The 23,329-nt window shown below is 63.5% G+C and carries 23 protein-coding genes and 2 riboswitches; of the genes, 17 read left to right on the top strand and 6 right to left on the bottom strand.

What is annotated here, in order from left to right; genetic code table 11:
• Positions 1 to 44: 44 nt before the first annotated feature.
• Positions 45 to 248 carry a twin transmembrane helix small protein gene (locus tag B7X30_RS03750; RefSeq protein WP_013106870.1) on the bottom strand — a complete coding sequence of 68 codons (204 nt, stop codon included), beginning with the start codon at positions 246 to 248 and terminating at the stop codon, positions 45 to 47.
• A 17-nt stretch (positions 249 to 265) separates the two neighbouring features.
• Between B7X30_RS03750 and B7X30_RS03745 the strand changes: the two genes are divergently transcribed.
• The 6 genes from B7X30_RS03745 (at position 266) to gluQRS (ending at position 5,578) form a co-directional block, all read left to right on the top strand.
• Positions 266 to 1,063, top strand: coding sequence for an SURF1 family protein (locus tag B7X30_RS03745; RefSeq protein ID WP_286729198.1), 798 nt, complete (start codon positions 266 to 268; stop codon positions 1,061 to 1,063).
• Between the two features lie 64 nt (positions 1,064 to 1,127).
• A complete protein-coding gene (locus tag B7X30_RS03740; RefSeq protein ID WP_286729128.1) occupies positions 1,128 to 1,778 on the top strand; it encodes an SCO family protein in 651 nt (216 codons plus the stop codon).
• Complete coding sequence (locus B7X30_RS03735) at positions 1,775 to 2,938, top strand: COX15/CtaA family protein (RefSeq protein WP_286729126.1); 1,164 nt, start codon at positions 1,775 to 1,777, stop codon at positions 2,936 to 2,938. Before B7X30_RS03740 ends, B7X30_RS03735 begins: the two co-directional genes overlap by 4 nt.
• A 195-nt stretch (positions 2,939 to 3,133) precedes the next feature.
• Complete coding sequence (cyoE, locus tag B7X30_RS03730; protein ID WP_013106866.1) at positions 3,134 to 4,042, top strand: heme o synthase; 909 nt, start codon at positions 3,134 to 3,136, stop codon at positions 4,040 to 4,042.
• Positions 4,043 to 4,053: 11 nt separating this feature from the next.
• Complete coding sequence (locus B7X30_RS03725; RefSeq protein ID WP_286729124.1) at positions 4,054 to 4,668, top strand: SCO family protein; 615 nt, start codon at positions 4,054 to 4,056, stop codon at positions 4,666 to 4,668.
• A gap of 25 nt (positions 4,669 to 4,693) precedes the next feature.
• Complete coding sequence (gene gluQRS, locus B7X30_RS03720; RefSeq protein WP_286729123.1) at positions 4,694 to 5,578, top strand: tRNA glutamyl-Q(34) synthetase GluQRS; 885 nt, start codon at positions 4,694 to 4,696, stop codon at positions 5,576 to 5,578.
• Position 5,579: 1 nt separating this feature from the next.
• Here the strand turns inward: gluQRS and B7X30_RS03715 are convergent, their stop codons facing one another.
• The 4 genes from B7X30_RS03715 to lptF form a co-directional block, all read right to left on the bottom strand.
• Entirely contained in the window at positions 5,580 to 6,743 is a 1,164-nt protein-coding gene (locus B7X30_RS03715) for a pyridoxal phosphate-dependent aminotransferase (protein ID WP_286729121.1), read from the bottom strand.
• Positions 6,744 to 6,920: 177 nt separating this feature from the next.
• The gene (locus B7X30_RS03710; RefSeq protein WP_013106862.1) at positions 6,921 to 7,871 is read right to left on the bottom strand and encodes a CysB family HTH-type transcriptional regulator; all 951 of its coding nucleotides are present in this window, start codon (positions 7,869 to 7,871) and stop codon (positions 6,921 to 6,923) included.
• 22 nt (positions 7,872 to 7,893) lie between these two features.
• Positions 7,894 to 8,991, bottom strand: coding sequence for an LPS export ABC transporter permease LptG (lptG, locus tag B7X30_RS03705; protein WP_286729119.1), 1,098 nt, complete (start codon positions 8,989 to 8,991; stop codon positions 7,894 to 7,896).
• Complete coding sequence (gene lptF, locus B7X30_RS03700) at positions 8,991 to 10,124, bottom strand: LPS export ABC transporter permease LptF (protein WP_286729118.1); 1,134 nt, start codon at positions 10,122 to 10,124, stop codon at positions 8,991 to 8,993. Before lptF ends, lptG begins: the two co-directional genes overlap by 1 nt.
• A 104-nt stretch (positions 10,125 to 10,228) precedes the next feature.
• Here lptF and B7X30_RS03695 point away from each other — a divergent pair, with 104 nt between their 5' ends.
• From B7X30_RS03695 to B7X30_RS03680, 4 genes are all read left to right on the top strand, one after another.
• Positions 10,229 to 11,692 (top strand): leucyl aminopeptidase, encoded by a 1,464-nt coding sequence (locus B7X30_RS03695; RefSeq protein WP_286729116.1) that lies wholly within the window; start codon positions 10,229 to 10,231, stop codon positions 11,690 to 11,692.
• 3 nt (positions 11,693 to 11,695) lie between these two features.
• Positions 11,696 to 12,151 (top strand): DNA polymerase III subunit chi, encoded by a 456-nt coding sequence (locus B7X30_RS03690; protein WP_286729114.1) that lies wholly within the window; start codon positions 11,696 to 11,698, stop codon positions 12,149 to 12,151.
• On the top strand, positions 12,148 to 12,510 hold the full coding sequence (locus B7X30_RS03685; RefSeq protein ID WP_013106857.1) for a hypothetical protein: 363 nt from the start codon (positions 12,148 to 12,150) through the stop codon (positions 12,508 to 12,510). Before B7X30_RS03690 ends, B7X30_RS03685 begins: the two co-directional genes overlap by 4 nt.
• A gap of 180 nt (positions 12,511 to 12,690) precedes the next feature.
• Positions 12,691 to 13,827: a branched-chain amino acid ABC transporter substrate-binding protein gene (locus B7X30_RS03680; RefSeq protein ID WP_013124077.1), complete on the top strand. Its 1,137-nt coding sequence runs from the start codon at positions 12,691 to 12,693 to the stop codon at positions 13,825 to 13,827.
• 221 nt (positions 13,828 to 14,048) lie between these two features.
• Here B7X30_RS03680 and B7X30_RS03675 read toward each other — a convergent pair whose 3' ends face one another.
• Positions 14,049 to 14,375 carry a c-type cytochrome gene (locus B7X30_RS03675; protein ID WP_013106855.1) on the bottom strand — a complete coding sequence of 109 codons (327 nt, stop codon included), beginning with the start codon at positions 14,373 to 14,375 and terminating at the stop codon, positions 14,049 to 14,051.
• A gap of 196 nt (positions 14,376 to 14,571) precedes the next feature.
• Between B7X30_RS03675 and B7X30_RS03670 the strand changes: the two genes are divergently transcribed.
• From B7X30_RS03670 to rfbB, 7 genes are all read left to right on the top strand, one after another.
• Entirely contained in the window at positions 14,572 to 14,823 is a 252-nt protein-coding gene (locus tag B7X30_RS03670) for a TIGR04438 family Trp-rich protein (RefSeq protein WP_156053430.1), read from the top strand.
• A 32-nt stretch (positions 14,824 to 14,855) separates the two neighbouring features.
• Positions 14,856 to 14,952, top strand: a riboswitch (glycine riboswitch).
• Between the two features lie 3 nt (positions 14,953 to 14,955).
• Positions 14,956 to 15,066: riboswitch (glycine riboswitch) on the top strand.
• Between the two features lie 81 nt (positions 15,067 to 15,147).
• A complete protein-coding gene (gene gcvT, locus B7X30_RS03665; protein WP_286729111.1) occupies positions 15,148 to 16,308 on the top strand; it encodes a glycine cleavage system aminomethyltransferase GcvT in 1,161 nt (386 codons plus the stop codon).
• Positions 16,309 to 16,377: 69 nt separating this feature from the next.
• A complete protein-coding gene (gcvH, locus tag B7X30_RS03660; protein WP_156053428.1) occupies positions 16,378 to 16,752 on the top strand; it encodes a glycine cleavage system protein GcvH in 375 nt (124 codons plus the stop codon).
• 26 nt (positions 16,753 to 16,778) lie between these two features.
• Positions 16,779 to 19,664 (top strand): aminomethyl-transferring glycine dehydrogenase, encoded by a 2,886-nt coding sequence (gene gcvP, locus B7X30_RS03655; protein ID WP_286729110.1) that lies wholly within the window; start codon positions 16,779 to 16,781, stop codon positions 19,662 to 19,664.
• Between the two features lie 11 nt (positions 19,665 to 19,675).
• Positions 19,676 to 20,746: a threonine aldolase family protein gene (locus B7X30_RS03650; RefSeq protein ID WP_286729109.1), complete on the top strand. Its 1,071-nt coding sequence runs from the start codon at positions 19,676 to 19,678 to the stop codon at positions 20,744 to 20,746.
• Between the two features lie 15 nt (positions 20,747 to 20,761).
• On the top strand, positions 20,762 to 22,192 hold the full coding sequence (locus B7X30_RS03645; RefSeq protein ID WP_286729108.1) for an L-serine ammonia-lyase: 1,431 nt from the start codon (positions 20,762 to 20,764) through the stop codon (positions 22,190 to 22,192).
• Between the two features lie 96 nt (positions 22,193 to 22,288).
• Positions 22,289 to 23,329 (top strand): dTDP-glucose 4,6-dehydratase (rfbB, locus tag B7X30_RS03640; RefSeq protein WP_286729105.1); only part of this gene is annotated, 1,041 nt, incomplete at its 3' end.

Raw genomic sequence — 23,329 nt, 5'->3', positions numbered from 1 at the left:
AGCAAAAAAATGCGCCGCACGTTGCGGCGCATTTTTTGTTCGGGTTATTGCCCGACATCATGTGGGTGTATCCACCCCATCTTGTAGCTGATGATCAGAATCAAAAAAAGCAAGACCGAGAATCCCACCCGGAAAGTCAGTGCGTACACAGCGCGATTGCTTTTGCCCTTATCCTTCATCACAAAGAACAGGCCGGAAAACAGGCTGCCGATGATGAGCAGGAAGGCGATGGGGATCAGGATTTTCATGGTGCGGGCTTGTGCAGATGTCTAAACAGATTACCTCAGATTCCGGCATGCTGATGTCTGAGAAAGCCTTTGGCCCCAAAGAGTTGCTGATCATCATTTTGGGGCTGTTGGTGATCGGAGTGACAACGTCGCTCGGATTTTGGCAACTGGGCCGCGCGCACGAAAAAGAGGCGCTCAATTTGCAGATGGATCAGCGCGAAAAGGCGCATCCGCTGCAGATCGGTCAGGCCGGAGTTCGGCTCAGTCGCGATGTCTGGCGGCGCGCTGAAGCGCGTGGCGTGTTTGCCGAGCAGTGGACGATCTACCTGCAGAACCGACAGCAGAACGAGCAGGTGGGCTTCTGGGTGCTGACGCCGTTGAAGCTCGCAGACAGCGATACTTATTTGATGGTACTGCGCGGATGGGTGCCGCGAAATTTTCAGGCGATGGACTTGATCAAGCCCTATAAAACGCCTCAAGGATTGACAGTGATCGATGGACTTATTGCCCCGCCGCCATCAGAATGGTTTTCGTTTTTTGCCGAGCCGCCGGGCCAGGTCATACGCCAGAACGTCAACCTGCAGAAGTACGCGGACTTTCATCACATCAAGCTTCTGCCCTTCGTGTTGAGACAGTCAGGCGATCTGCACGATGGCCTTGGCAGGCAGTGGCCCGCAGCGAAAACCGGAGTCGGCACCAACTATGGCTATGCCGCGCAGTGGTTTGGCATGAGTGCCACGGGTGTGGTGTTACTGCTGTATTTTGTCTTTCAGCGTTTGCGCAAGACCAAGTCAAAGCGTGGCGCCGAAGGCCCGACTGCACCGCATGTGCTGTGACCGCACGTTCAGCCCTTAATTGACCGATTGATTGTTTCGACGCCTTTGACTTGATGCCCCGACCGTGAGCTCCCCCTTGACCTCCAGCCTGCCCCCCTCCGCCCAGCCGCCTGTGCGCAAACCGCGGTCGATGTTGACGCTGTGGCTGTTGTTCGCCATGGCGGCAGCGCCCATCGTGGCCGCGTTTTTTTTGTTTTACGTCGTCCATCCTGCGGGCAAGCCGCCATACGGCAGTCTGGTCGAGCCGCAGCGCCCGATTCCCTTGAATCTGGGCCTTAAAACGCTGGACGGTCAACCCTACAGCCTGAAACGGCTCGAGGGCTACTGGCTGATGGTGATGGCAGCGCCGGGCGCCTGCGACAAAGAGTGCCAACAATCCTTGTTTTACATGCGGCAGATCCGCATCGCCCAGGGCGATAACCGCGACCAGGTCGTGCGCGTCTGGCTGGTGACGGACAATGCGCCGATCAACCCAGGCGTGTTGGAGCCGGCCGAAGGAACGTTGATCTTGCGCGGCAACCCGCAACAACTGGCCAGTTGGCTGCCTCACAAAGACGGCAGCTTGCAGGGGCCGACGTGGCTAGTCGATCCGTTCGGCCACCTGATGATGCAGTTTCCGGCCAACCCCGATCCCACCCGGATGCGGCGTGTGCTCGCCAAGCTGCTCTACAACAACGCCGGTATCAAGTTCAAGCATGTGGAGCCCGTCCAATGAGTGTCGCAAGCAATGCCATCTGGCAGTTCTCTCTGCACTGGGTGCAGGCGCTGGTGTGGGTGCTGGTGCTGGCCGGGGTGTTCTGGATGGGGCTGAAAATGCGCTGGTCCAAGCTCACCGCGGTACTGGTGTTTCTCACCCTCGATCTGGTGATGTTCGGCTCGTATGTGCGCCTGACCGACTCCGGCCTGGGCTGCCCCGACTGGCCCGGCTGTTATGCCAAGTTCACGCCGCTGCAGGCGCATGAGCAGATCGCGCAGGCGGTAGAAGAGCAAGGCGGCACCCAGGGCTATGTGAGCCCCTTCAAAGCCTGGGTGGAAATGATCCATCGCTACGCCGGCAGCATTATCGGCACGTTGATCATGGTGCTGCTGGCCCGGGCGATCTGGGCGAAAAAACATGGAGAAGACATCAAGCTCGGCTTGCCGATCGTGCTCTTTTTCTGGGTGATCCTGCAAGGCCTGTTCGGTAAATGGACGGTGACCATGCAGTTGATTCCCCTGATCGTCACCCTGCATCTCATGGGGGGAGTCATCCTGCTGGCGCTACTGGCCTGGTTCTGGATGCGAAACCGGGCAGATTTGGTGAGCGTGAACGCCGGTACGCTCACGCGCGCTTTGCTGTGGATCGCAATGATCGCGGTCGGCATTCAGATTTTCCTCGGCGGCTGGACGAGTACCAACTACGCCGCGCTGGCCTGCAGCGGCTTTCCTACCTGCAATGGAAGTTTCGACCCCAATGCCAACTGGGCGCAGGGTTTCACGCTTTGGCGCCACCTAGGTCTGACCGGTGACGGCCAGCCGATCACCGAGGCCGCGCTGGTGGCCATTCAATGGGGGCACCGCCTGTTCGCCATCGTCGCCACCGCGGCGGTGTTTGCGGCCGTGGCGGCGCTCTGGCGTTTTACAGCATTGCGCCGTCTGGCGATGTGGATTGCAATTGCCGTGGTGCTGCAAGTCGTTTTCGGCATCGTGCTGGTCACCGAGGGACATCCCCTGATCGTCGCCGTGGCGCATAACGGCGGCTCAGCCGTCCTGATGCTGCTGCTCGTCATGGGGATTTACCGCGTCAGCGCCACCGCGCGTCAACAAGCGCCTTCGGAATCGCTCGGCTCGGCCTTCGTCAAAGTGACGCCGCCCCATCCCTTGCCGAAGCACTGAGAGGGTGTGAACAAATCCGCCATGACCGCTCCTCGCGCCCAAACACCCCCGCTCGGCGTTGCACTCGGTGTCGTAATTGAGCGCCGTGCCGACGGGCACGGCTGTGCTTTGCGCCTTGATCGGGGGCGTTTGGACGCGCTGCTCGGCCACGCCGGATTCATTCACACCCTCTGAGGCCCGCTTCAGGAGACTCTCATGAATCATCAAGTTCTCAACAACACCCCCAGCCCCCTGCGAGTTGCGTCGCAGCTTTACGCGCTGACCAAGCCGCGCGTGGTGCAGCTGATCGTGTTCTGCGCGGTCATCGGCATGTTTCTCGCCGAGCCCACCCTGCCGGCTTGGCAGCCGGTGTTGTTCGGTACGCTGGGCATCTGGCTGGTGGCCAGCGCCGCCGCCGCGTTCAACTGCCTGGTCGAGCAGAAGATCGATGCGGTGATGCGCCGCACCGCCTGGCGGCCCTCGGCCAATGGCGAACTGAGCGCGCCTGTCATCATCACGTTTTCTGGGGTGCTGTGCGCCGCCGGCATGTGGCTGCTCTACACCCAGGTCAACCCGCTGACCATGTGGCTGACCTTCGGCACCTTCGTCGGCTATGCCGTGGTTTACACCATCTTTCTCAAACCGGCCACGCCGCAGAACATCGTCATTGGCGGCGCCTCGGGCGCCATGCCGCCGGTACTGGGTTGGGCGGCAGTGAGCGGCAACGTCTCGGTCGACGCCATGCTGCTGTTTCTCATCATCTTTCTGTGGACGCCGCCGCATTTCTGGGCGCTGGCGCTTTACCGGGTGGAAGATTACAAAAAGTCCGGACTGCCTATGCTGCCGGTCACGCATGGTTCCGAGTTCACCCGTACGCAGATTCTGCTCTACACCCTGCTGCTCAGCGCGGTGACGCTGCTGCCCTATGTGCTGGGCATGAGCGGCCTGATCTATTTGGCCAGCGCGGTGGTGCTCGACGGCATTTTCATCGCCTACGCCTGGGCGCTCAAACGCGAGTACAGCGATTTGCTGTCGCGCAAGACTTTCCGCTATTCCATCCTGTACCTTTCGCTGCTCTTCGCCGCCCTGCTGGTGGACCATTACCTGCACTTCCACTTCGTCTGAACGCTCGTCTGATGCCCGCCCGCTTTTCTGCCGCACGTCGCTCGCTGGTTCTGTCTGCCGCTTTTGCGCCCCTTGCCCCTTTGGTGCTGGCGGCTTGCAGCAAACCCTATGTGTTTCACGGCGTGGACATCACCGGGGTGCCTTATGCCGATGGCTTTTCGCTGACCGATTTCAATGGCAAGACCCGCACCCTGGCCGACTTTGCCGGCAAGGTGGTGGTGATGTACTTCGGCTATACCCAATGTCCCGACGTCTGCCCGGCATCGATGCAGGTGGTGGCGCAGGCCATGGACGATCTGGGCGAGAAAGCCCGCGATGTGCAGTTTCTGTTCGTTACCGTCGACCCCGAGCGTGACACGCCGGAAATCCTCAAGGCCTACGTCACTCATTTCAACCCGACTTTCCTGGCGCTTACCGGCACGCCCGCGCAGATCGCGCTAACGGCGAAAGACTTCAAGGTCTATTACAAAAAAGTACCGGGCAAGACGCCGGGCAGCTACACCATGGATCACACCGCCGGGTTTTATGTGTTCGATCCCAAGGGCAAGATCCGGCTGTTCGAGCGCGAGGGCGTCTCGGCCAAAGATCTGGCACAGGACATCAACGCCCTGATTGAAGGGCATTGAGCCCGGGTCGCCAGTGTCCGCTGGCATGACGACATCCCTACAGATACAGACTTACGTCGGCCGGTTTGCGCCGTCACCCACCGGGCCGCTGCATGCGGGCTCTCTGGTCGCTGCGCTGGCCTCCTGGTTGGACGCGCGCGCGCATGGCGGGCTCTGGCTGGTGCGCGTGGAAGACGTGGACTTCACCCGCAACCAGCCCGGCGCCGCCGAGTGCATCCTGCAGCAACTTGCGGACTGCGGTCTGCAGCCCGATCAGCCGCCCGTTTGGCAATCGCAGCGCGAGGCGCTCTATCAGCAGGCGCTCGACCAACTCGTCACCTCCGGTCGGGCTTACCCCTGTGGCTGTTCCCGCTCAGACATTCTGGCGCTACTTGGCGCGCAGGGCCGCCTGCCGGCGCGTGGGCAAGAGGCGGTCTATCCCGGAACTTGCCGCACAGGGCTGCACGGCCGTAGTCCGCGATCATGGCGCGTGCGTCTGCCTGACGATGCCGCGCAGCCCCTGCGCTGGAGCGACCGCCGCTTGGGCGCGCAGTCTCAGGTGCTCAGCCAGGAGGTGGGCGACTTTGTGCTCAAACGCGCCGACGGCGCCTGGGCCTATCAACTCGCCGTGGTGGTGGACGATGCGGCGCAAGGCGTGACCGATGTGGTGCGCGGGGAAGATCTGGCCGCTTCGACCGCCCGGCAGATCGCCCTGCAGCGTCTGCTCGGGCTGCCGACGCCGCGCTATCTGCACACCCCGCTGGTGCGGGACGCGCAGGGACAAAAGCTCTCCAAGCATCAGGGCGCGGCAGCCTTCGTGGGCGGAGCGCAGAGCGTGCAGGAGGCGCTCGGTGTACTGGGGCTGGACGTTCGTTCCAACACCCTGCCCGAACTGCTGGCGCAGGCGGTGCAGGCGTGGCGCGACAAATAGCCTACAGCGCAGCAAGTCGTTTGAGCGCGGCGTCCAGTGTGGCGTCTTGTTTGGCGAAACAGAAACGAACCACGCCGCGCTGCCATCCGTCGGGCTCGAAGGCCGATAGCGGAATAGCGGCCACGCCGATCTCGGCGGTGAGCCAGCGGCAGAAGGCGTCGTCCGGCAGGTCGCTGATGGCGTCGTAGCGCACGCACTGAAAGTAGCTGCCGCTGCAGGGCAGCAGTTCAAACCGGCTGGCCGCGAGTCCGGCGCGGAAGCGGTCGCGCTTGGCCTGATAGAAGCCGGGCAGATCGCGGTAAGGCGCCGGGTCGGCCAGATAGTCGGCCAAGCCATGCTGCATGGGCGTGTTGACGGTGAACACGTTGAACTGATGCACCTTGCGGAACTCGGCGGTGAGCGCGGCCGGGGCTGCGACGCTGCCGACCTTCCAACCCGTGACGTGAAAGGTTTTGCCGAAACTCGACACCACGAAGGTACGCGCGGCCAGGCCGGGAAACCGCGCGGCGCTCTGATGCTGTGCGCCGTCGAACACCATGTGCTCGTACACCTCATCGGCAATCAGCACGATGTCGGTGGGCGCGAGCAGCGCTTCGAGCTGGCGCATATCGGCCTCGCTCCAGACCGTGCCGCTGGGATTGTGCGGACTGTTGATGAGCAAGGCACGGGTGCGTGGGGTGATGGCCGCGGCAATGGCGGCGAAATCCGGGCGGAAGTCGGCTTGCAAGGGCACGGTGCGGGCCACGCCGCCGCACAGGGCGATGTTGGGCAGGTAGCTGTCGTAGCTGGGCGTGAGCACAATGACTTCATCGCCCGGATGCACCACGGCGAGCAGGGCCGTGAAAATGGCCTGAGTCGCCCCGGCGGTGATGGTGATTTCGGCGTCGGCGTCATAGCGCATACCGTGCAGCGCGGCGATCTTGTCGGCCACCGCTTGCCGCAAGGCGGGAACGCCGGTCATGGGCGGATATTGGTTGGCGCCGCGGCGCATGGCCTGATCCACCGCGTCGATGAGGCGCGGGTCGCAGGAAAAATCCGGAAATCCCTGGCCGAGGTTGATGGCGCCATGCTCCTGCGCCAGTGCCGACATGACGGTGAAGATGGTGGTGCCGACTTGCGGCAGACGCGAGGCAATGTGGGGCGTTTGGTGAGTTTGGAGCGACATGGGGGACAGCGGCGGTCAGAGGGTGTGAACAAATCCGGCGTGGCAGAGCAGCGCGTCCAAACGCCCGCGATCAAGGCGCAAAGCACAGCCGTGCCCGTCGGCACGGCGAGCATTTGCAACGCCGAGCGGGGGTGTTTGGGCGCGAGGAGCGGGCGTGGCGGATTTGTTCACACCCTCTCAGATGGAAAACACGTCTTGCCCGTCCAGCTCACCACGCAGGGTTTGTTCCACCAGTTTGCGCGGCAGGCGGGGCGAGATCAGCTCGGTGAACAGGGGCACGAAACTGCGTTGCAGCACGCCGCGCTTGAACGCCACGCGCGTGAGCTGCTGACCGAACAGATGGCCGGCGGGAAGCGCGCGCAGTGCGGTGTCACGTTCAGCCGAGATGGCCATTTCGGCGATCAGCCCCACACCCAGCCCCAGTTCGACATAGGTTTTGAGCACGTCGGAATCGAGCGCTTCGAGCACGATCTGCGGTTGCAGGTTGGCATGGGCGAAGGCGGCATCGATCTGGCGGCGTCCGGCAAAGGTGGGCTCGTAGGTCACCAGCGGAAAGGTGGCCAGTTCGGCCAGGGTGAGCTCGGTGCGATCACACAAGGCGTGCCCGTGCGGCACGACGGCCAGATGCTGCCAGCTGTAGCAGGGCAGGGTGAGCAGGTCGGGCGAATCTTGCAGCGACTCGCTGGCCAGGCCCAGATCGGCGCGTTCTTCGCGCACGGCCTGCGCCACTTGGTCGGGCGTGCCCTGCAGCAGTTGCACCTGCACGGCGGGCATGCGTCGGCGGAACTCGGCAATCACCCAGGGCAGCTTGTAGCGGGCCTGGGTGTGAGTGGCGGCCACCGTGAGCTGGCCTGCATCGCGCGCGGCGTAGTCTTGCCCGATGCGCTTGAGGTTGGCGACCTCGCGCAGAATGATGTCCACACTGCGCAGCACCTCGACGCCCGGCTCGGTGAGTTTGCGGATGCGCTTGCCGTGGCGGCTGAAAATTTCCACCCCCAGCTCGCTCTCCAACTCGATGATGGCCTTGGACACGCCGGGCTGCGAGGTATGCAGCGCCCGCGCCGCCTCGGTGAGGTTGAGCTTGCGGCGCACGGCCTCTTGCAGAAAACGGAATTGGTGCAAGTTCATCGCAATCCTTGTTCGGCCGGTTTTAGCGGAACCGCACCTGCCAGGCAAACACGATCAGCCCCAGTCCGCCAAACAGCAGCATGGGCATGGCTGCGGTGATGGCCGGCGGCCACGTTCCCAAAATGCCCAGACTGGAAAACAAGGTGTTGAGCAGGATGAACGCGATTCCCAGCACGATGCCCGCGAGCACTTTGCCGCTGACGCCTTTCGAGCGCGTGTGCAGGTAGGCGAAGGGCAGGGCCAGCAGCAACATCACCACGGCGCTGAAGGGGTAGAACAGCTTTTTCCACAGTTGGATTTCATAGCGTTCCGCCGCCTGATGATTGGCGCGCAAATGCTGGATGTAGCGCCACAGGTCGATGGCCGACATCTTGTCGGGCGATAGCAACAGCACTCCGAGCACGCTGGGCGAGAGCGAGGTCCGCCAGCGATAGCTCGGCAACTGGGTCACTTTTAATGCGGCGCCGGTCTGTTGCGGGAGTTCGGTGCGGGTGACGTTGTGCAGCATCCAGGTGCCACCGCCTTCGTACTGGCCACTGGGCGCATGCAGTTCCGCAGCAATCTGCGCCTGGGCATTGAGCACGTAGATGTGGATGTCGGTGAGATCGCCTCGGGTGTTGATGGCCTTGATGTTGACGGTCTGATTGCCGCTTCGGTCTGAATCGTTGCGCAGCCAAACGCCCGAAGCCAATTGGGTGCCGATGCCGGAACCCCCCCCGGCCTGCAAGCGCGCCGACAGTTGCCCGGCTGCCGGTGCAAGCCACTCACCGAGCAGGAACAAGGTGACGACCAGTGCGGCGGCCAGTTGCAGCAGCAAAACCAGCGCCGCGCGCGGGCTCAGTCCCGAAATTCGCAGAATGGTGAATTCGCTGCTTGCGGCCAAAGAGGCCAGCGCGAACACGCCGCCCACCAGAGTGGCGATGGGCAACACTTCATAGGCGCGGCTGGGCATGCTCAGCGCGACATGCAGCAGGGTGCCGCTCAGGCTGAAACCCGGCTTGCCCAGATTGCTCAGGTCGTTGAGCATGTCGATGAAAAACAGCAGCGCAAGAAAAGCCAGGGTCACCAGACCCACTGCGCTGAGCACATGCAGCAGCAGAAAGCGGCGTACCGTGCGCATCAGGCGTGTGCTCCGGATCGTGCGCGGCCTGGCCACAGGCGGTGCAGCCAGCCGTTGCCCCGCATCAGCAGCAACAACAGGAACAGTACCGCGCCGCCATGCACCAGCAGGAAGCCGCTAGTAAATCCCACCCGGCCTTCGCTGATCCAGCCTTGCAGCACATTGAGCAGGTTGAAATAAATCAGATAAACCAGAATGGCGCTGATCAGGCTGCCCGCGCGGCCGGTTCGCACCGAACCCGAGGCCAGCGGCAGCGCCATCAAGGCCAGCAAGGCCGCAGACAACGGCACACCCAGCCGCCACGACAGTTCGCCCAGCCAGTTGGGAATGGCGGGGTTGAACAGATACTCGGTGGGTACGTTGCGGTTGGGCTGCGTGAGCCAGTTGACCGGCCCGGTCTTGTTGTCCGCCACATTGCTCAAACCGGTGGTTGCATCGAGCCGCATGTCCAGCGAATCGAAGGAGGTGATGGTGTAGTTGGCCTGCCCCGGCGTATGCGCGTAGCGGTTGCCGTTGCTCAGCACCAAAAAGGGCTGACCATCGATGCGCTGCACCTGCGCCGAGCGCGCCGTGATCAGCACCGTCTGTCCCGAGGTGTCATCGCGGATGAAAATGTCGTGCGCCACCCCCCCGGCCTGCGCGCCCTTGTCGATGAAAAACACCCGCTTGCCCGAGGCCGATTCGCGGAACTGCCCCGGCGCCACGCGCGAAATGTCGGAGCGTTGCTCGAAGCGGATGCGCAACGCCGTGGACTGCTGGTTGGCCCAGGGCCAGGCAAACAGGGTGAGTGCGGCGATCAACAGCAGAATGGGCCACGAAAAGCGCAGCACGCTGACCATCAACCGCAGCCGCCCCACCCCGGTGGTGCGCCAGATGGTCATCTCGGAATCGAGCCACATGCGAGTGAAGGTGAGCAGCACCGCCAGAAACAGCGACAGGGTGATGACGATCTGCAAATAGCTCAGCGCGGTCAGACCGATGAGCAGAAACACATCCTGCGGGCTGGCCTGACCATCGGACGCCTGACCCAGAATGCGAATGAGCATCAGGGTGATGACCACGGTGAACAGCACGGTGAAAGCGCCGCCGAAATTGCGGCTCATTTCACGGCGCAGGGTCAAATCGAGGAGCATGAGGAAAACTGGCGGCTGGGGCGATGTGGGCGGCGGGCCGCTGGGGGGGCGTAAAGCGAAGCGCGATGGAATAATGCAGCCACACTCACTCAGGAACCCTGAACATGAAATTCAGTATATCCGCCGTCAAAAAGCCGCTTCAGACCAAAACCGATGCCCTGGTGGTCTTTGTGCCCGAGGGGCGCGGCGCCAGCGGTCTGAACGATGCGGACGCACTCGACAACCTGATCGCCCAACTGGCCGTGGATGGCGATTTCAAGGCCAAGCCTGGCAGCGTTCTGTCACTGCACCGGCCCACCGCGGTCGCGGCGCGGCGTCTGCTGCTCGTGGGGCTGGCGGCCAAGCCGGAATTGCGCGACTGGAAAAAGGCGCTGCAGGCCGCCGCCCAGATGCTCAAGACCTTGCCGGTCAAGCAGGCGCATCTGCTGTCGGTCAATGGCCTGGATACCCTGGCTGAACTCACGCCCACGGTATTCTCCGAGGTGTTCCACCGCTTCGATACGACGCGTAACGTCGAAGACGCCGATACCCCTGCGCTCGAAGCCGTTCAGCTCTGCGCCGTGGGGGGCGATGCCGTGCCGGCTTCAGCGAAAGCCGCCCTGCAGCAGGCCGAGTCGGTCGCCATCGGCGTGCGCCTCACGCGCGAACTCGCCAATCTGCCGGCCAATTACTGCACGCCCACCTATCTCGCTGAAATGGCGAAAAAGATGGCCAAATTCCACGGACTGGACTGCAAGGTGCTCGGGCGTCCGGAAATGGAAAAGCTCGGTATGGGTTCGTTTCTGGCCGTGGCGCAGGGCTCGGTGCAGCCGCCCAAGTTCATCGTGCTGGAATATCGCGGCGCGGGCAAGAAAGACGCGCCGCATGTGCTCGTCGGTAAAGGCGTGACCTTCGATACCGGCGGCATTTCGCTCAAGCCCGGCGCCGAGATGGACGAAATGAAGTTCGACATGTCTGGAGCCGCGTCGGTGCTGGGCGCGTTCGAGGCCATTGCCCGCATCAAACCCAAGATCAACGTGGTCGGCCTGATCGCGGCCACCGAGAACATGCCCGACGGCGGCGCGATCAAACCCGGTGATGTGGTGACCAGCATGTCGGGTCAGACCATCGAAATTCTCAACACCGACGCCGAAGGCCGCCTCATCCTCTGCGACGCGCTGACCTACGCGGCGCGCTACAAACCGCAGTCGGTGGTGGACATCGCCACGCTCACCGGGGCCTGCGTGATTGCGCTGGGCAAGGTCAACAGTGGCCTGTTCACCGCAGACGACGCTCTGGCCAACGCGCTGCTCGAAGCCGGTCGCGCCACGCTCGATCCCTGCTGGCGCATGCCGCTTGAGACCGACTACGCCGATGCGCTCAAGAGCAATTTCGCCGATGTGGCCAATATCGGCGGGCGGCCCGCTGGCGCCATTACGGCAGCCTGCTTTCTGTGGCGCTTCGCGAAAGACTACCGCTGGGCGCACCTCGACATCGCGGGCACGGCCTGGAACAGCGGCGCCAACAAGGGGGCTACCGGCCGCCCGGTGCCGCTGCTGGTCAGCTACCTGCTGTCGCAGGCGCAATAAGCGTTGTCCGGCAACCCGACGTTGCGCGCCATCATGCCCTGCTCGGTCGAGTTTCGTGTGAACCTGCCCGACCCGCTGCGTTACGTCTGTGGGCTGCTGCGCACGGCGACGCAGCGCGGCGCTCGCGTGCTGGTAGCCGCGCCCGAGCCCTTGCTCACGGAACTCGATCCGTTGTTGTGGACTTTTCAGCCCGGCAGTTTTGTGCCGCATGTCTGGCAGGACGACCCGCTCGCTGACAAAACGCCGGTCATCCTGGCTCCTCAGCCCGATCTGCCCCGGGCCGGGCGGGTGACTGCCCTGGTGAATCTCGGCCCCGATCTGGTGACCGGCTGGGAATCTCTGGAGCGGGTGATCGAACTCGTCAGTGAAAACGGGCCCGACAAGCCCGCCGCCCGCGAACGCCTGCGCGCTTATCGGGCCGCCGGGTTCGATCCCACCATCATCCCGTCCCGATCATGAAATCTTTACCGCCCAACCCTGTCGTCTTGCCCGTGCTCACCGAGCGATTGGAGCCTGAGGATGCCGTGATCGAGGAAGACATCGTCGAACCCCCGTTTGCAGTCCAGCCCTCGGCCTATGCGCAGGCGGTCTATCGCGGCCCCGAGCTTGCACAGTCTGCAGACGTTCCGTTGCTGGAGGTGCCCGCCATCGACCTCGACGAACTCTGGCTGCGCATCGCACCCGGGCTTCAGCAGCAGTTGCTGGAGCTGGTTTACGCCGAGCTGGATGCGCTGGCCCCCCAACTGGCCGCCAGACTGTTCGACACCCTCAAGCCAACCCTGCGCGCCTCGCTCGCCGAGGCGTTGCAGCAAGCTTGAAACCGCTTGAACTGAAATAGTTTTGCCAGGCAGTCAACCCAAAAGCCAGCAGGCACATTGCTTGCTAGTGTTGGTAGAGGCGATCTGTTCAAAATTCTGTAACTCGGTTAATGTATCGCCCTGTCAGATTCAAGCTGACTTCACAACACAACACACGTCTTTCCTATTGGAGGCTCATTCATGAAACTGAAATACGTCGCTCCGCTGCTGGCCCTGTCCATGGCCATTGGCACCGCCTACGCTGCGGACACCATCACCGTCACCATCGGTAGCGCATCTCCCCTGTCTGGCCCGCAAGCCAGCTTCGGCCAGGACAACGCCAACGGCGTGAAAATGGCCATCAAAGATCTGAACGCGCAGAACATCGTCATCGGCGGCAAAAAGGTCGAGTGGAAGGTCGATGCCCAGGACGACCAAGCCGACCCGAAACAAGCCACCACTGTGGCGCAAAAATTCGTTGATGAAAAGGTCAATGGCGTCGTCGGCCACTTGAACTCCGGCTGCACCTTCCCCGCTTCGCGCATTTACAACAACGCCGGCATCCCCAACATCACCCCTTCATCCACCGATCCCAAGATTTCGCAACAAGGCTTCAAGACCTTCTTCCGCATCATCGCCAACGACAGCGCGCTGGGCGCAGGTTTGGCCAACTATGCCAAGAACACGCTGAAAGCCAAGACCGTCGCTGTGATCGATGACCGTACCGCCTACGGTCAGGGCGTGGCCGACGTGTTCGCCAAGACGGCCCAGAAAGACGGCATGAAACTGGTGGATCGCGAGTACACCAACGACAAAGCCACCGACTTCTCCGCCATTCTGACCAAGATCAAGGCTTCGCAGCCGGACATCATTTTCTACGGCGGCATGTATCCCCAGGCCGGCCCGCTGGTTCGCCAGATGCGCCAACTGGGCATCAAGGCCACGCTGATGGGCGGCGATGGCATCTGCGCACCGGAACTGGGCAAGCTCGCGGGTGAAGCCGTTGCTGGCGTCACCTGCGCCGAAGGCGGCTCCCCGCTGAGCCAGATGCCGGGCGGCGAAGCCTGGAAGAAGCGCTATGACGCCGAGTTCGGCGCCAGCGCGTTCCAGCTCTATTCGCCTTACTCGTATGACGGCACCATGGTGCTGGCGCATGCGATGATGAAAGCCAAGTCAGTCGATCCGAAGAAGTACCTGCCCTTCATCCAGAACATCGACTACAACGGCGTGACCAAGAAAGATATCCACTTCACCAAGACTGGTGAGTTGGTGGACGCCACCATCACCATCTCGACGTTCGACAAGGACGGCAAGAAGAGTGTGGTGGCCGTGCAGTAAACCCGGTGCGATTAGACCGTCTGTTGCGGCAGCGGTCCATCAAACCCAAGCGCCTTTCGGGGCGCTTTTTTGTGGGCGCCGACTCAGTCTGTGGGAGCGGCGCGCATAAAAAAGCCGAGAGACCTAGCGGCATCTCGGCTTTTCAGCGTCGCAGACCTATCGATCTACGTCCTTCAAGGCAACACTAGATATTGCGGGTGTCGCCTATGAATGCGTATGAATTACTTCTTCAGCGACAGCACCCACTCGGCCAGTTGCTTGGCTTGGGCGGGGGTGACTTGCGGGTTGGCGGGCATGGGCACCGGGCCCCACACGCCAGACACGCCGTGCAGGATGGCCTTGCTCAGGGTGTCAACCGCACCCGGTTTGCCAGCGTACTTGGCGGCGACTTCCTGGTAGGACGGGCCAACCAGTTTTTTGTCCACTGCGTGGCAAGCCAGGCAGTTCTTCGATTTGGCCAGAGCCAGCATGTCTTCAGCGGCGAAAGCCGATGACATGGTCATGGTGGCGGCAGCGGCCAGGGCAGCAGCGAAAACAGCTTTTTTCATTCCAGTCCTCCAGTAGGGTTAAACAAAACGGGTACAGCCAAGTAACGCATCTTAATCAATTCGGTTGACGCGCAGCACAAGAAGTCAGCGAGAATTGCTCAGGTGTCATTTCAGATTGATTTCACGCAACACGCGCAGTGCAAATCGGTGTTTCCTTTTGTATCTTGTCGCTATTTCCTCTCATGGGTGCACTGTCATGGCGTTTGTCATTCTGGGTCTGATCTTTATCGTCCTCAAACTCCTGAGCATCGGGCCCGTGGCGGCTTGGTCTTGGTGGTGGGTGCTCCTGCCCTTGGCGCTGGCGTTCATCTGGTGGGAGATCATCGACCCCATGTTCGGCATCTCGAAAAAGCGGGCCATGGGCGACATGGCCGATCGGCAGCAGGCAAGACGGCAAAAGTATCGTGAAAGCCTGGGGCTGGGCGGGGGAGAGCGCCGAAAAAAATAATCCGCGCAAGCCTTTGCCGGGCTGCGATACACTGGCTTTGGTCAGGAGAGCGCTGCGATGTTGTGCGGCCGCCGAAGGCGTAAGCCCTTACCGGGTGTACCGCTCAGGCAAAAGGACTGACCACACCGCAAGGTGTTCCTCACTGGAGAGTGGCGCTGAAATTGAGCGCTCACCGAAGGGGCAAGTCTGGCAACTCGGGTTCGCCGGATCAATCTCTCAGGTACCCGGGACAGCGAGGGGTTGAGTGCTGTGTCTTGCGCCGCGATGGCAAGAGATGCGGCGGCATTGGCGCCTTCAGGCGTCTCACCCCCCGCGAGAACCGACGTGTCCCACTCCGCAGATTCCGAACTGATTTTGACGCCCCTGCATGCCCTGCACCTTGAACTCGGTGCGCGCATGGTGCCATTTGCCGGTTATGCCATGCCGGTGCAATATCCGAAGGGCATTCTGGCCGAGCACCTGCATACCCGGCAAAGCGCGGGGCTGTTCGATATTTCGCATATGGGGCAAGTGGCGCTGCGAGGCGATGACGCCGCTGCGGCGCTCGAAACCTTGGTGCCCATGGACATCCAGGGGCTGCCCGAAGGCAAGCAGCGCTACGCCTTGTTCACCAATGAGCAGGGCGGCGTGCTCGACGACCTGATGGTGATTCCGCGTCAGCGTGCCGATGGAGCCGGGCAGGAGCTATTCCTCATCGTCAATGCCGCCTGCAAGGTGCAGGATGTGGCCTTGCTGCAGACGCTTTCTGATCGCTGCGAGGTTGTGCCCATGCCCGAGCAGGCCTTGCTGGCGCTGCAGGGGCCGCAAGCCGTGCAGACCTTCGCCCGTCTGGTGCCCGAGGCGGCCGACCTGGTGTTCATGACGGGTCGCTGGATGGATGTCCCGACCGAGGGGGGGGCGATTCGCATTTTTGCCACACGCAGTGGCTACACCGGAGAAGACGGGCTGGAAATCTCGGTGGCCGCCGCCGATGCGCAGCGGCTTGCGCGTTTGCTGCTCTCTCTGCCCGAGGTTGAGCCCATCGGTTTGGGGGCACGCGACACCTTGCGGCTCGAAGCCGGGCTCTGTCTCTACGGTCACGATATCGGCACCTCGACCACGCCGGTCGAGGCGGGGCTGACCTGGGCGATTCAGAAGGTGCGGCGCCACGGCGGCGCGCGCGCCGGAGGATTTCCGGGCGCCGAAGTTATCCTGGCCCAAATCGATCAGCCGAATCTCGCGCCCCGGCGCCGCATCGGCCTTATCGGTCTGGATCGCACCCCGGTGCGAGAGGGCACGGAGCTGCTGGCCGCCGATGGCCGCTCGGCGGGCCGGGTGAGCAGCGGCAGCTTTGCGCCGAGCGCGGGCGGCCCCGTGGCGATGGCCTATGTCGCCGCCGAGTTTGCCGTTCCCGCGGGCACGCTGTACGCCCAGGTGCGCGGCCGTGCCGTGCCCATGCAGTTGCAACCCATGCCGTTTGTGCCGCACCGCTATTGGCGTGGTTGATGGCGCGATTGCAGCCTTGATGCCTTGCCGCGTCTAATTTGATTCCCTTTTTGATATCCGGAGTTTTCCATGAGCCTGAAATTCACCCCCGACCATGAATGGATTCGCGTCGATGCCGCTGGCGTCGCCACCGTGGGCATCACCCCGCATGCGCAAGATGCGCTGGGCGACGTGGTGTTCGTCGATCTACCCGAAGTGGGCAAGACCTACGCCGCGCACGACACCGTGGGCGTGGTCGAGTCGGTGAAGGCGGCGGCCGATGTATTCAGCCCGGTTTCGGGCGAAGTGACCGAGGTCAATGAGACCCTGCGCGCTGATCCGTCGCTCGCCAACACCGACCCGCAGGACAGCGGCTGGTTTTTCCGCATCAAGCTGTCTGATCCGAGCCAGCTCGACGGCCTCATGGACGAAGCCGCCTACGCCGAACTGCTCAAGAACGCCTGAACACACCTGCCTTTCCGGAGATACGCATGTTGATGTCCACCCAACCCGCGCTGCGCGATCTTGAAGATGCGCAGGCCTTCCAGCGCCGTCACATCGGCCCCGATGCGGCAGAGCAGCAGCACATGCTGTCGGCGCTGGGCGCTGAAGATCTGTCGGGTTTGATGAGCGCGGTGATCCCTGCAGCTATCCGTCGCAAGCAGGCGTTCGATTTGCCGACGGCCATCGACGAAGCTCAGGCGCTGAGCGAGTTGCGCGGCATCGCCAGCGGCAACCGGGTGATGCGCAGCTATATCGGCCAGGGCTACTACAACGCCCTGATGCCCGGCGTCATTCAGCGCAATGTGCTGGAGAACCCGGCCTGGTACACCGCGTACACGCCGTATCAGCCGGAGATCAGCCAGGGGCGGCTGGAGGCGCTGCTCAACTTCCAGACCCTGGTGGCCGATCTCACCGGCATGGATGTGTCGAACGCCTCCATGCTCGACGAGGCCACCGCCGCCGCCGAGGCCATGACCCTGGCGCTGCGTTCGAGCAAGTCGCCCTCCAAATCGCAGCGCTTTTTCGTCGCTGACGATGTGCTGCCGCAAACCCTCGAAGTGCTGCACACCCGCGCCGCGCCGCTGGACATCGAGGTCGTTACCGGCGCGGTGGACGAGGCGCTGGAAGGTGAGTATTTCGGCGTGCTGCTGCAATACCCGGGCGTGGACGGCACCGTGCGCGACGACCGCGAACGCATCGCCGCGCTCAAGGCCAAAGGCGTGCTGGTCGTGGTGGCGGCCGATCTCTTGGCGCTCACCCTGCTGATGTCGCCGGGCGAACTCGGGGCCGACATCGCCTGCGGCACCACCCAGCGTTTCGGTCTGCCGCTGGGGCTGGGCGGCCCGCACGCCGGTTATCTGGCGGTGCGCGACGCGCTCAAGCGCTCGATGCCCGGCCGTCTCGTCGGCGTCAGCCAGGACGCGCATGGACAACCGGCTTACCGCCTGGCGCTGCAGACCCGGGAGCAGCACATCCGCCGCGAAAAAGCCACCAGCAATATTTGCACCGCGCAGGTGCTGCCCGCCGTGCTGGCCAGCATGTACGCGGTCTATCACGGCCCCGAGGGCCTCAAGCGCATCGCCCAGCGGGTGCATGCCTATACCGTGCTGCTGGCGCAGGGGCTGGAGCAGATCGGCCTGCCGGTGCTCAATGCCCAGTTCTTCGACACCCTGTCGGTACACACCGGCGCGCGCACTGAAGAGGTGCATGCCGCTGCGCTGAAGCGGGGCATCAACTTCCGCCGTATCGGCGCGCAGCATGTCGCGGTGTCGCTGGACGAAACCGTCACCCGCGGCGATCTGGCCGACATCCTCGCCTGCTTCGGCGTGACGCAGAATGAGGCGCTGTTTGCCGCCGCAGAAAAGGGTGTGGCGCCGCGCTGGCCGCAGCAACTGGCCCGAGTCAGCGCATTCCTCACCCATCCGGTGTTCCATCGCTATCGCAGCGAGACTGAAATGCTGCGCTACCTGCGCCGTCTGGCCGACAAGGACATCGCGCTCGACCGCGCCATGATTCCGCTGGGCTCGTGCACCATGAAGCTCAACGCCACCAGCGAGATGACGCCCATCACCTGGCCTGAGTTCGCCGCCATTCACCCCTTTGCGCCCGCAGACCAAAGCCGCGGCTACACCCAACTGGCGCAGCAGCTCGAACAATGGCTGTGTGCCGCCACGGGCTACGACGCCATGTGCCTGCAGCCCAACGCCGGATCGCAGGGCGAGTACTCAGGGCTGCTGGTCATTCGCGCCTATCACGCCAGCCGGGGTGAAGGGCATCGCGATGTCTGCCTCATTCCCTCTTCGGCCCACGGCACCAACCCGGCGTCTGCGCAGATGGCGGGCATGCGAGTGGTCGTCACCGCCTGCGATGCGCAGGGCAACGTCGATCTGGCCGATCTGCGCGCCAAGGCCGAGCAGCATGCCGACCAGCTCGCCGCGTGCATGATCACCTACCCGAGTACGCACGGCGTGTTCGAGACCGAAGTGCGCGCCATCTGCGACATCATCCACCAGTATGGCGGGCAGGTGTATGTGGACGGCGCCAATATGAACGCGCTGGTCGGCCTGGCCAGCCCGCCCGAGTTCGGTGCGGATGTGTCGCACCTGAATCTGCATAAGACTTTCTGCATTCCGCACGGCGGCGGCGGCCCCGGCGTAGGGCCGATCGGCGTGCGCGCCCACCTCGCCCCGTTCCTGCCAGTGCATCGTTCCACCGGTCTGGAGCGTGAAGGCGCCGTCGGTGCGGTCAGCGCAGCCCCCCTGGGCAATGCCAGCGTGCTGCCGATTTCGTGGATGTATATGCGCATGATGGGCGCGGACGGGCTGACGCAGGCCAGCCGCGTGGCCATTCTGTCGGCCAACTACATCGCCGAAAAGCTCAAGGACCACTATCCGGTGCTCTACACCGGCGAGAACGGCCGCGTGGCGCACGAATGCATTCTCGACCTGCGTCCGCTGAAGGATGCCACCGGCATCAGCAACGAAGATGTCGCCAAGCGCCTGATGGACTACGGTTTTCACGCACCGACCATGAGCTTCCCGGTGCCGGGCACGCTGATGATCGAGCCGACCGAAAGCGAGTCGCTGGCCGAGCTCGACCGCTTCATCGACGCCATGATCGCCATCCGCGCCGAGATTGCCCGGGTGGAAAAAGGGGAATGGCCTCGTGAGGACAATCCTCTGAAGGCCGCCCCGCACACCGCAGCGAGCGTGCTCGGCGCGGATTGGGCGCATGTCCACAGCCGCGAGGAGGCCGCCTTTCCGATTTCCGCCTTGAGGGCCAACAAATACTGGCCGCCGGTGGGCCGGGTGGACAACGCCTGGGGCGACCGCAACCTGCAGTGCGCCTGCCTGCCCATCAGCGACTACATCTAAAAAGACGCACCATGCACCCCCCTGAACTCCGCCAGCATTTCGCCAGCGACAATTACGCCGGCATCTGTCCCGAAGCCCTGCACTGGCTGCTGCAGGCCAATGCCTCGGGCCATCAGCCGGCGTATGGCGACGATGGCTGGACGCACCGCGTCTCCGACCGGCTGCGCGAACTGTTCCAGACCGATTGCGACGTGTACTTCGTGTTCAACGGCACCGCGGCCAACTCGCTGGCGCTGGCCGCCATGTGCCAGAGCTATCACGCAGTGATCTGCACCCCGGTGGCGCATATCGAAACCGATGAATGCGGCTGTCCGGAGTTTTTCTCCGGCGGCTCCAAGCTGCTGATCACCGAGGCTGAAAGCGCGCAGGCGCGGCGCGGCAAGCTCACGCCCGAGGCCATCGACTATCTGGCCACCAAGCGCAGCGACATCCATTCGCCCAAGCCCAAGGTCGTCTCCATCACCCAGGCCACCGAGCTGGGCACGGTGTATAGCGTCGAAGAGGTGCGCGCCATTGCCGCCATGGCCAAGCGCCACCATCTCAAGCTGCACATGGACGGGGCCCGGTTCGCCAACGCCGTGGCTACGCTGGGCTGTCATCCGAGCGACATCACCTGGCGCGCCGGGGTGGACGTGCTGTGCTTCGGCGGCACCAAGAACGGTCTGCCCGTGGGCGAAGCCGTGGTGTTTTTCGACCGAGAGCTGTCCGCCGATTTCGCCTGGCGCGTGAAGCAAGCCGGGCAGCTTGCCTCGAAGATGCGCTTCATTTCCGCGCCCTGGCTGGGCATGCTGGAAAACGACAACTGGCTGCGTCACGCCCGCCATGCCAACGCCATGGCGCAGCGTCTTTATGCTGCCATCCATGAGGTGCCCGGCGTACGGGTGATGCATCCGCCCGAGGCCAACGCCGTGTTCGCCCATCTGCCGCGGGGCGTCATCGACACCCTGCACGGCCAGGGCTGGCGCTTCTATGAATTCATCGCCGACGGCGGCTGTCGCCTGATGTGCGCCTGGGACACCACGCCGGAATCGGTCGATGCTTTCGCCGCCGATCTCATCGCGGCCTGCACGGCGCAGGCTTGATCTGAAGGAGGCGCCGTGGCCGTCTCCGTGTTCGATCTGTTCAAGGTAGGCATCGGCCCCAGCAGCTCGCACACCGTGGGGCCGATGCGGGCTGCGCGACTGTTCGCCCTGCATCTGCAAAGCAGTCAACTTATGTCCCGCGTCGCCCGGATCGAATGCGCGCTGTATGGCTCGCTGGGCGCTACGGGCAAGGGGCATGGCAGCGACAAGGCCGTCATCCTCGGTCTGATGGGTGAGCAGCCCGATACCGTGGATGTGGACACCATTGCCGCGCGCATCGCGGCGCTGCAGACCACGCACCGACTCGACCTGCTGGGCACGCAAGCGCTGGACTTCGACCCCGCGCGCGACATTGTGTTTTTCGCGCTCAAGCAGTTGCCGCTGCATGCCAACGGCCTGCGGTTTTCTGCCCATGACGCTGCTGGAGCGCTGATTGATCAGCGCGTTTACTACTCCGTGGGCGGCGGCTTCGTGGTGAGCGAAGACGTCGCGGCCGATGGCGAAAAGCAAAAACGCATCGCGCCCGACACCACCGTGCTGCCCCTGCCGTTTCACAGCGGGGCAGAGCTGCTGGAACTCACCCGTGCGCACCAACTCAGCATCGCGGGTGTCATGCGCCGCAACGAGCAGCATTGGCGCAGCGATGCCGAAATCAACCGCGGCCTGCAGCACATCTGGCAGGTCATGCAAGCCTGCGTCGCGCATGGCTGCGCCACCGAAGGCGAGTTGCCCGGCTGGCTGCATGTGCGGCGCCGTGCGCCCAAGCTCTATCGCACCCTGAGCGGCGCGCACGGAGTTGCGCTGACTGATGCCTCCGCGCTGCCGATGCCGCCAACGCCGCTGAGCGATCCGCTGCAAGTCATCGACTGGGTCAATCTCTTCGCCCTGGCCGTCAATGAAGAGAACGCCGCAGGCGGTCGCGTGGTCACCGCGCCGACCAACGGCGCTGCGGGCATCATCCCCGCCGTGCTGCACTACTACACCCGCTTCGTCCCAAACGCGAGCGAGGCGGGTGTGGCCGACTTTCTGCTCACCGCGGGCGCCATCGGCCTGCTCTACAAAGAAAACGCCTCGATCAGCGGCGCCGAGGTTGGCTGCCAGGGTGAGGTGGGCGTGGCCTGCTCCATGGCCGCCGGTGCGCTCTGCGCTGTCATCGGCGGCACGCCCGAACAGGTGGAAAACGCCGCGGAAATCGGCATGGAACACCACCTCGGCCTGACTTGCGACCCCGTTGGCGGGCTGGTGCAAGTGCCCTGCATCGAGCGCAACGCCATCGCTTCGGTGCAGGCGCTCAACGCCGCGCGCATGGCCCTGCACGGCGACGGCCGCCACATCGTCTCGCTCGATCAGGTCATCAAGACTATGCGCGACACCGGCGCGGACATGCAGACCAAATACAAAGAAACCGCCCGCGGCGGTCTGGCGGTGAATATCGTCGAATGTTGAGCGCGGCTGCCGCGTACGCCGAAGCCGGCAGCCGTCGGCAACGGCAGCCTTGGTTATGCTTTGAGAATTTTGCTGACCTGCATCGGACGTTTCCTCATGATCTTCCTCACCGGAGCCGCCGGTTTCATCGGCGCCAATTTTGTGCACCAGTGGCTGGGCCAGATGGACGAGCCCGTGCTGGTGCTCGACGCGCTCACTTATGCGGGCAACCTGGAGAGCCTGGCCCCAGTGGCCTCCGACCCGCGCTACCACTTCGCGCAGCTCGATATTTGCGACCGCCCAGCGGTGGCCGCGCTGCTGGCTCAGCACCGCCCCCGCGCCCTCCTGCACTTCGCCGCCGAGAGCCATGTCGACCGCTCCATCCACGGCCCCGGCGACTTCATCCGCACCAATGTGCAAGGCACCTTCGAGCTGCTCGAAGCCACCCGCGCCTACTGGGCCGCGTTGCCCGCGCCGGAGAAAGCCGCCTTCCGCTTCCTGCACGTCTCCACCGACGAGGTGTACGGCAGCCTCTCGCTCACCGACCCCGCCTTCACCGAGACCACCCCCTACGCGCCCAACAGCCCCTACAGCGCGAGCAAGGCAGCAAGCGATCACCTCGTGCGCGCCTGGCATCACACCTATGGGCTGCCTACGCTCACCACCAACTGCTCCAACAACTACGGCCCCTACCAGTTCCCCGAAAAGCTCATCCCGCTGATGATCCACAACGCCCTGGCCGACAAACCCCTGCCGGTGTATGGCGACGGCCAGAACGTGCGCGACTGGCTGTATGTGCAAGACCACTGCCGCGCCATCGCCCGCGTGCTCGAAGCGGGCAGCCCTGGTGAGACCTACAACGTCGGCGGCTGCAACGAGGTGAAGAATCTCGATGTGGTGCACACCCTGTGCGACCTGCTCGATCAACTCCGCCCCAAGATGGATGGCAGCAGCTACCGGGCGCAGATCACTTTTGTGGCCGACCGTCCCGGCCATGACCGGCGCTACGCCATCGACGCCCGCAAGATCGAGCGCGAACTGGGCTGGACTCCGCAAGAAACCTTCGCCACCGGCCTGCGCAAAACCGTGCAGTGGTATCTCGACAACCCGGATTGGGTGGAACACGTCACCAGCGGCGCCTACCGCCAGTGGGTCGGC

It is taken from the genome of Thiomonas sp. 13-64-67, from assembly GCF_002282795.1.
Lineage (GTDB): Bacteria > Pseudomonadota > Gammaproteobacteria > Burkholderiales > Burkholderiaceae_C > Thiomonas > Thiomonas arsenitoxydans.
This window is presented reverse-complemented; position numbering and strand designations above follow the sequence as displayed.

What these genes read in the sequence shown, in the direction of transcription:
- lptF (WP_286729118.1), bottom strand. Translation starts at nt 10,124, where the DNA reads ATGCTCCTCGATTTGACCCTGCGCCGTGAAATGAGCCGCAATTTCGGC.
- B7X30_RS03650 (WP_286729109.1), top strand. Translation starts at nt 19,676, where the DNA reads ATGCACCCCCCTGAACTCCGCCAGCATTTCGCCAGCGACAATTACGCC.
- B7X30_RS03685 (WP_013106857.1), top strand. Translation starts at nt 12,148, where the DNA reads ATGAAATCTTTACCGCCCAACCCTGTCGTCTTGCCCGTGCTCACCGAG.
- B7X30_RS03745 (WP_286729198.1), top strand. Translation starts at nt 266, where the DNA reads ATGTCTAAACAGATTACCTCAGATTCCGGCATGCTGATGTCTGAGAAA.
- gcvH (WP_156053428.1), top strand. Translation starts at nt 16,378, where the DNA reads ATGAGCCTGAAATTCACCCCCGACCATGAATGGATTCGCGTCGATGCC.
- B7X30_RS03750 (WP_013106870.1), bottom strand. Translation starts at nt 248, where the DNA reads ATGAAAATCCTGATCCCCATCGCCTTCCTGCTCATCATCGGCAGCCTG.
- cyoE (WP_013106866.1), top strand. Translation starts at nt 3,134, where the DNA reads ATGAATCATCAAGTTCTCAACAACACCCCCAGCCCCCTGCGAGTTGCG.
- B7X30_RS03695 (WP_286729116.1), top strand. Translation starts at nt 10,229, where the DNA reads ATGAAATTCAGTATATCCGCCGTCAAAAAGCCGCTTCAGACCAAAACC.
- B7X30_RS03715 (WP_286729121.1), bottom strand. Translation starts at nt 6,743, where the DNA reads ATGTCGCTCCAAACTCACCAAACGCCCCACATTGCCTCGCGTCTGCCG.
- lptG (WP_286729119.1), bottom strand. Translation starts at nt 8,991, where the DNA reads ATGCGCACGGTACGCCGCTTTCTGCTGCTGCATGTGCTCAGCGCAGTG.
- B7X30_RS03725 (WP_286729124.1), top strand. Translation starts at nt 4,054, where the DNA reads ATGCCCGCCCGCTTTTCTGCCGCACGTCGCTCGCTGGTTCTGTCTGCC.
- gcvP (WP_286729110.1), top strand. Translation starts at nt 16,779, where the DNA reads ATGTTGATGTCCACCCAACCCGCGCTGCGCGATCTTGAAGATGCGCAG.
- gluQRS (WP_286729123.1), top strand. Translation starts at nt 4,694, where the DNA reads ATGACGACATCCCTACAGATACAGACTTACGTCGGCCGGTTTGCGCCG.
- B7X30_RS03680 (WP_013124077.1), top strand. Translation starts at nt 12,691, where the DNA reads ATGAAACTGAAATACGTCGCTCCGCTGCTGGCCCTGTCCATGGCCATT.
- B7X30_RS03675 (WP_013106855.1), bottom strand. Translation starts at nt 14,375, where the DNA reads ATGAAAAAAGCTGTTTTCGCTGCTGCCCTGGCCGCTGCCGCCACCATG.
- B7X30_RS03670 (WP_156053430.1), top strand. Translation starts at nt 14,572, where the DNA reads ATGGCGTTTGTCATTCTGGGTCTGATCTTTATCGTCCTCAAACTCCTG.
- B7X30_RS03710 (WP_013106862.1), bottom strand. Translation starts at nt 7,871, where the DNA reads ATGAACTTGCACCAATTCCGTTTTCTGCAAGAGGCCGTGCGCCGCAAG.
- B7X30_RS03735 (WP_286729126.1), top strand. Translation starts at nt 1,775, where the DNA reads ATGAGTGTCGCAAGCAATGCCATCTGGCAGTTCTCTCTGCACTGGGTG.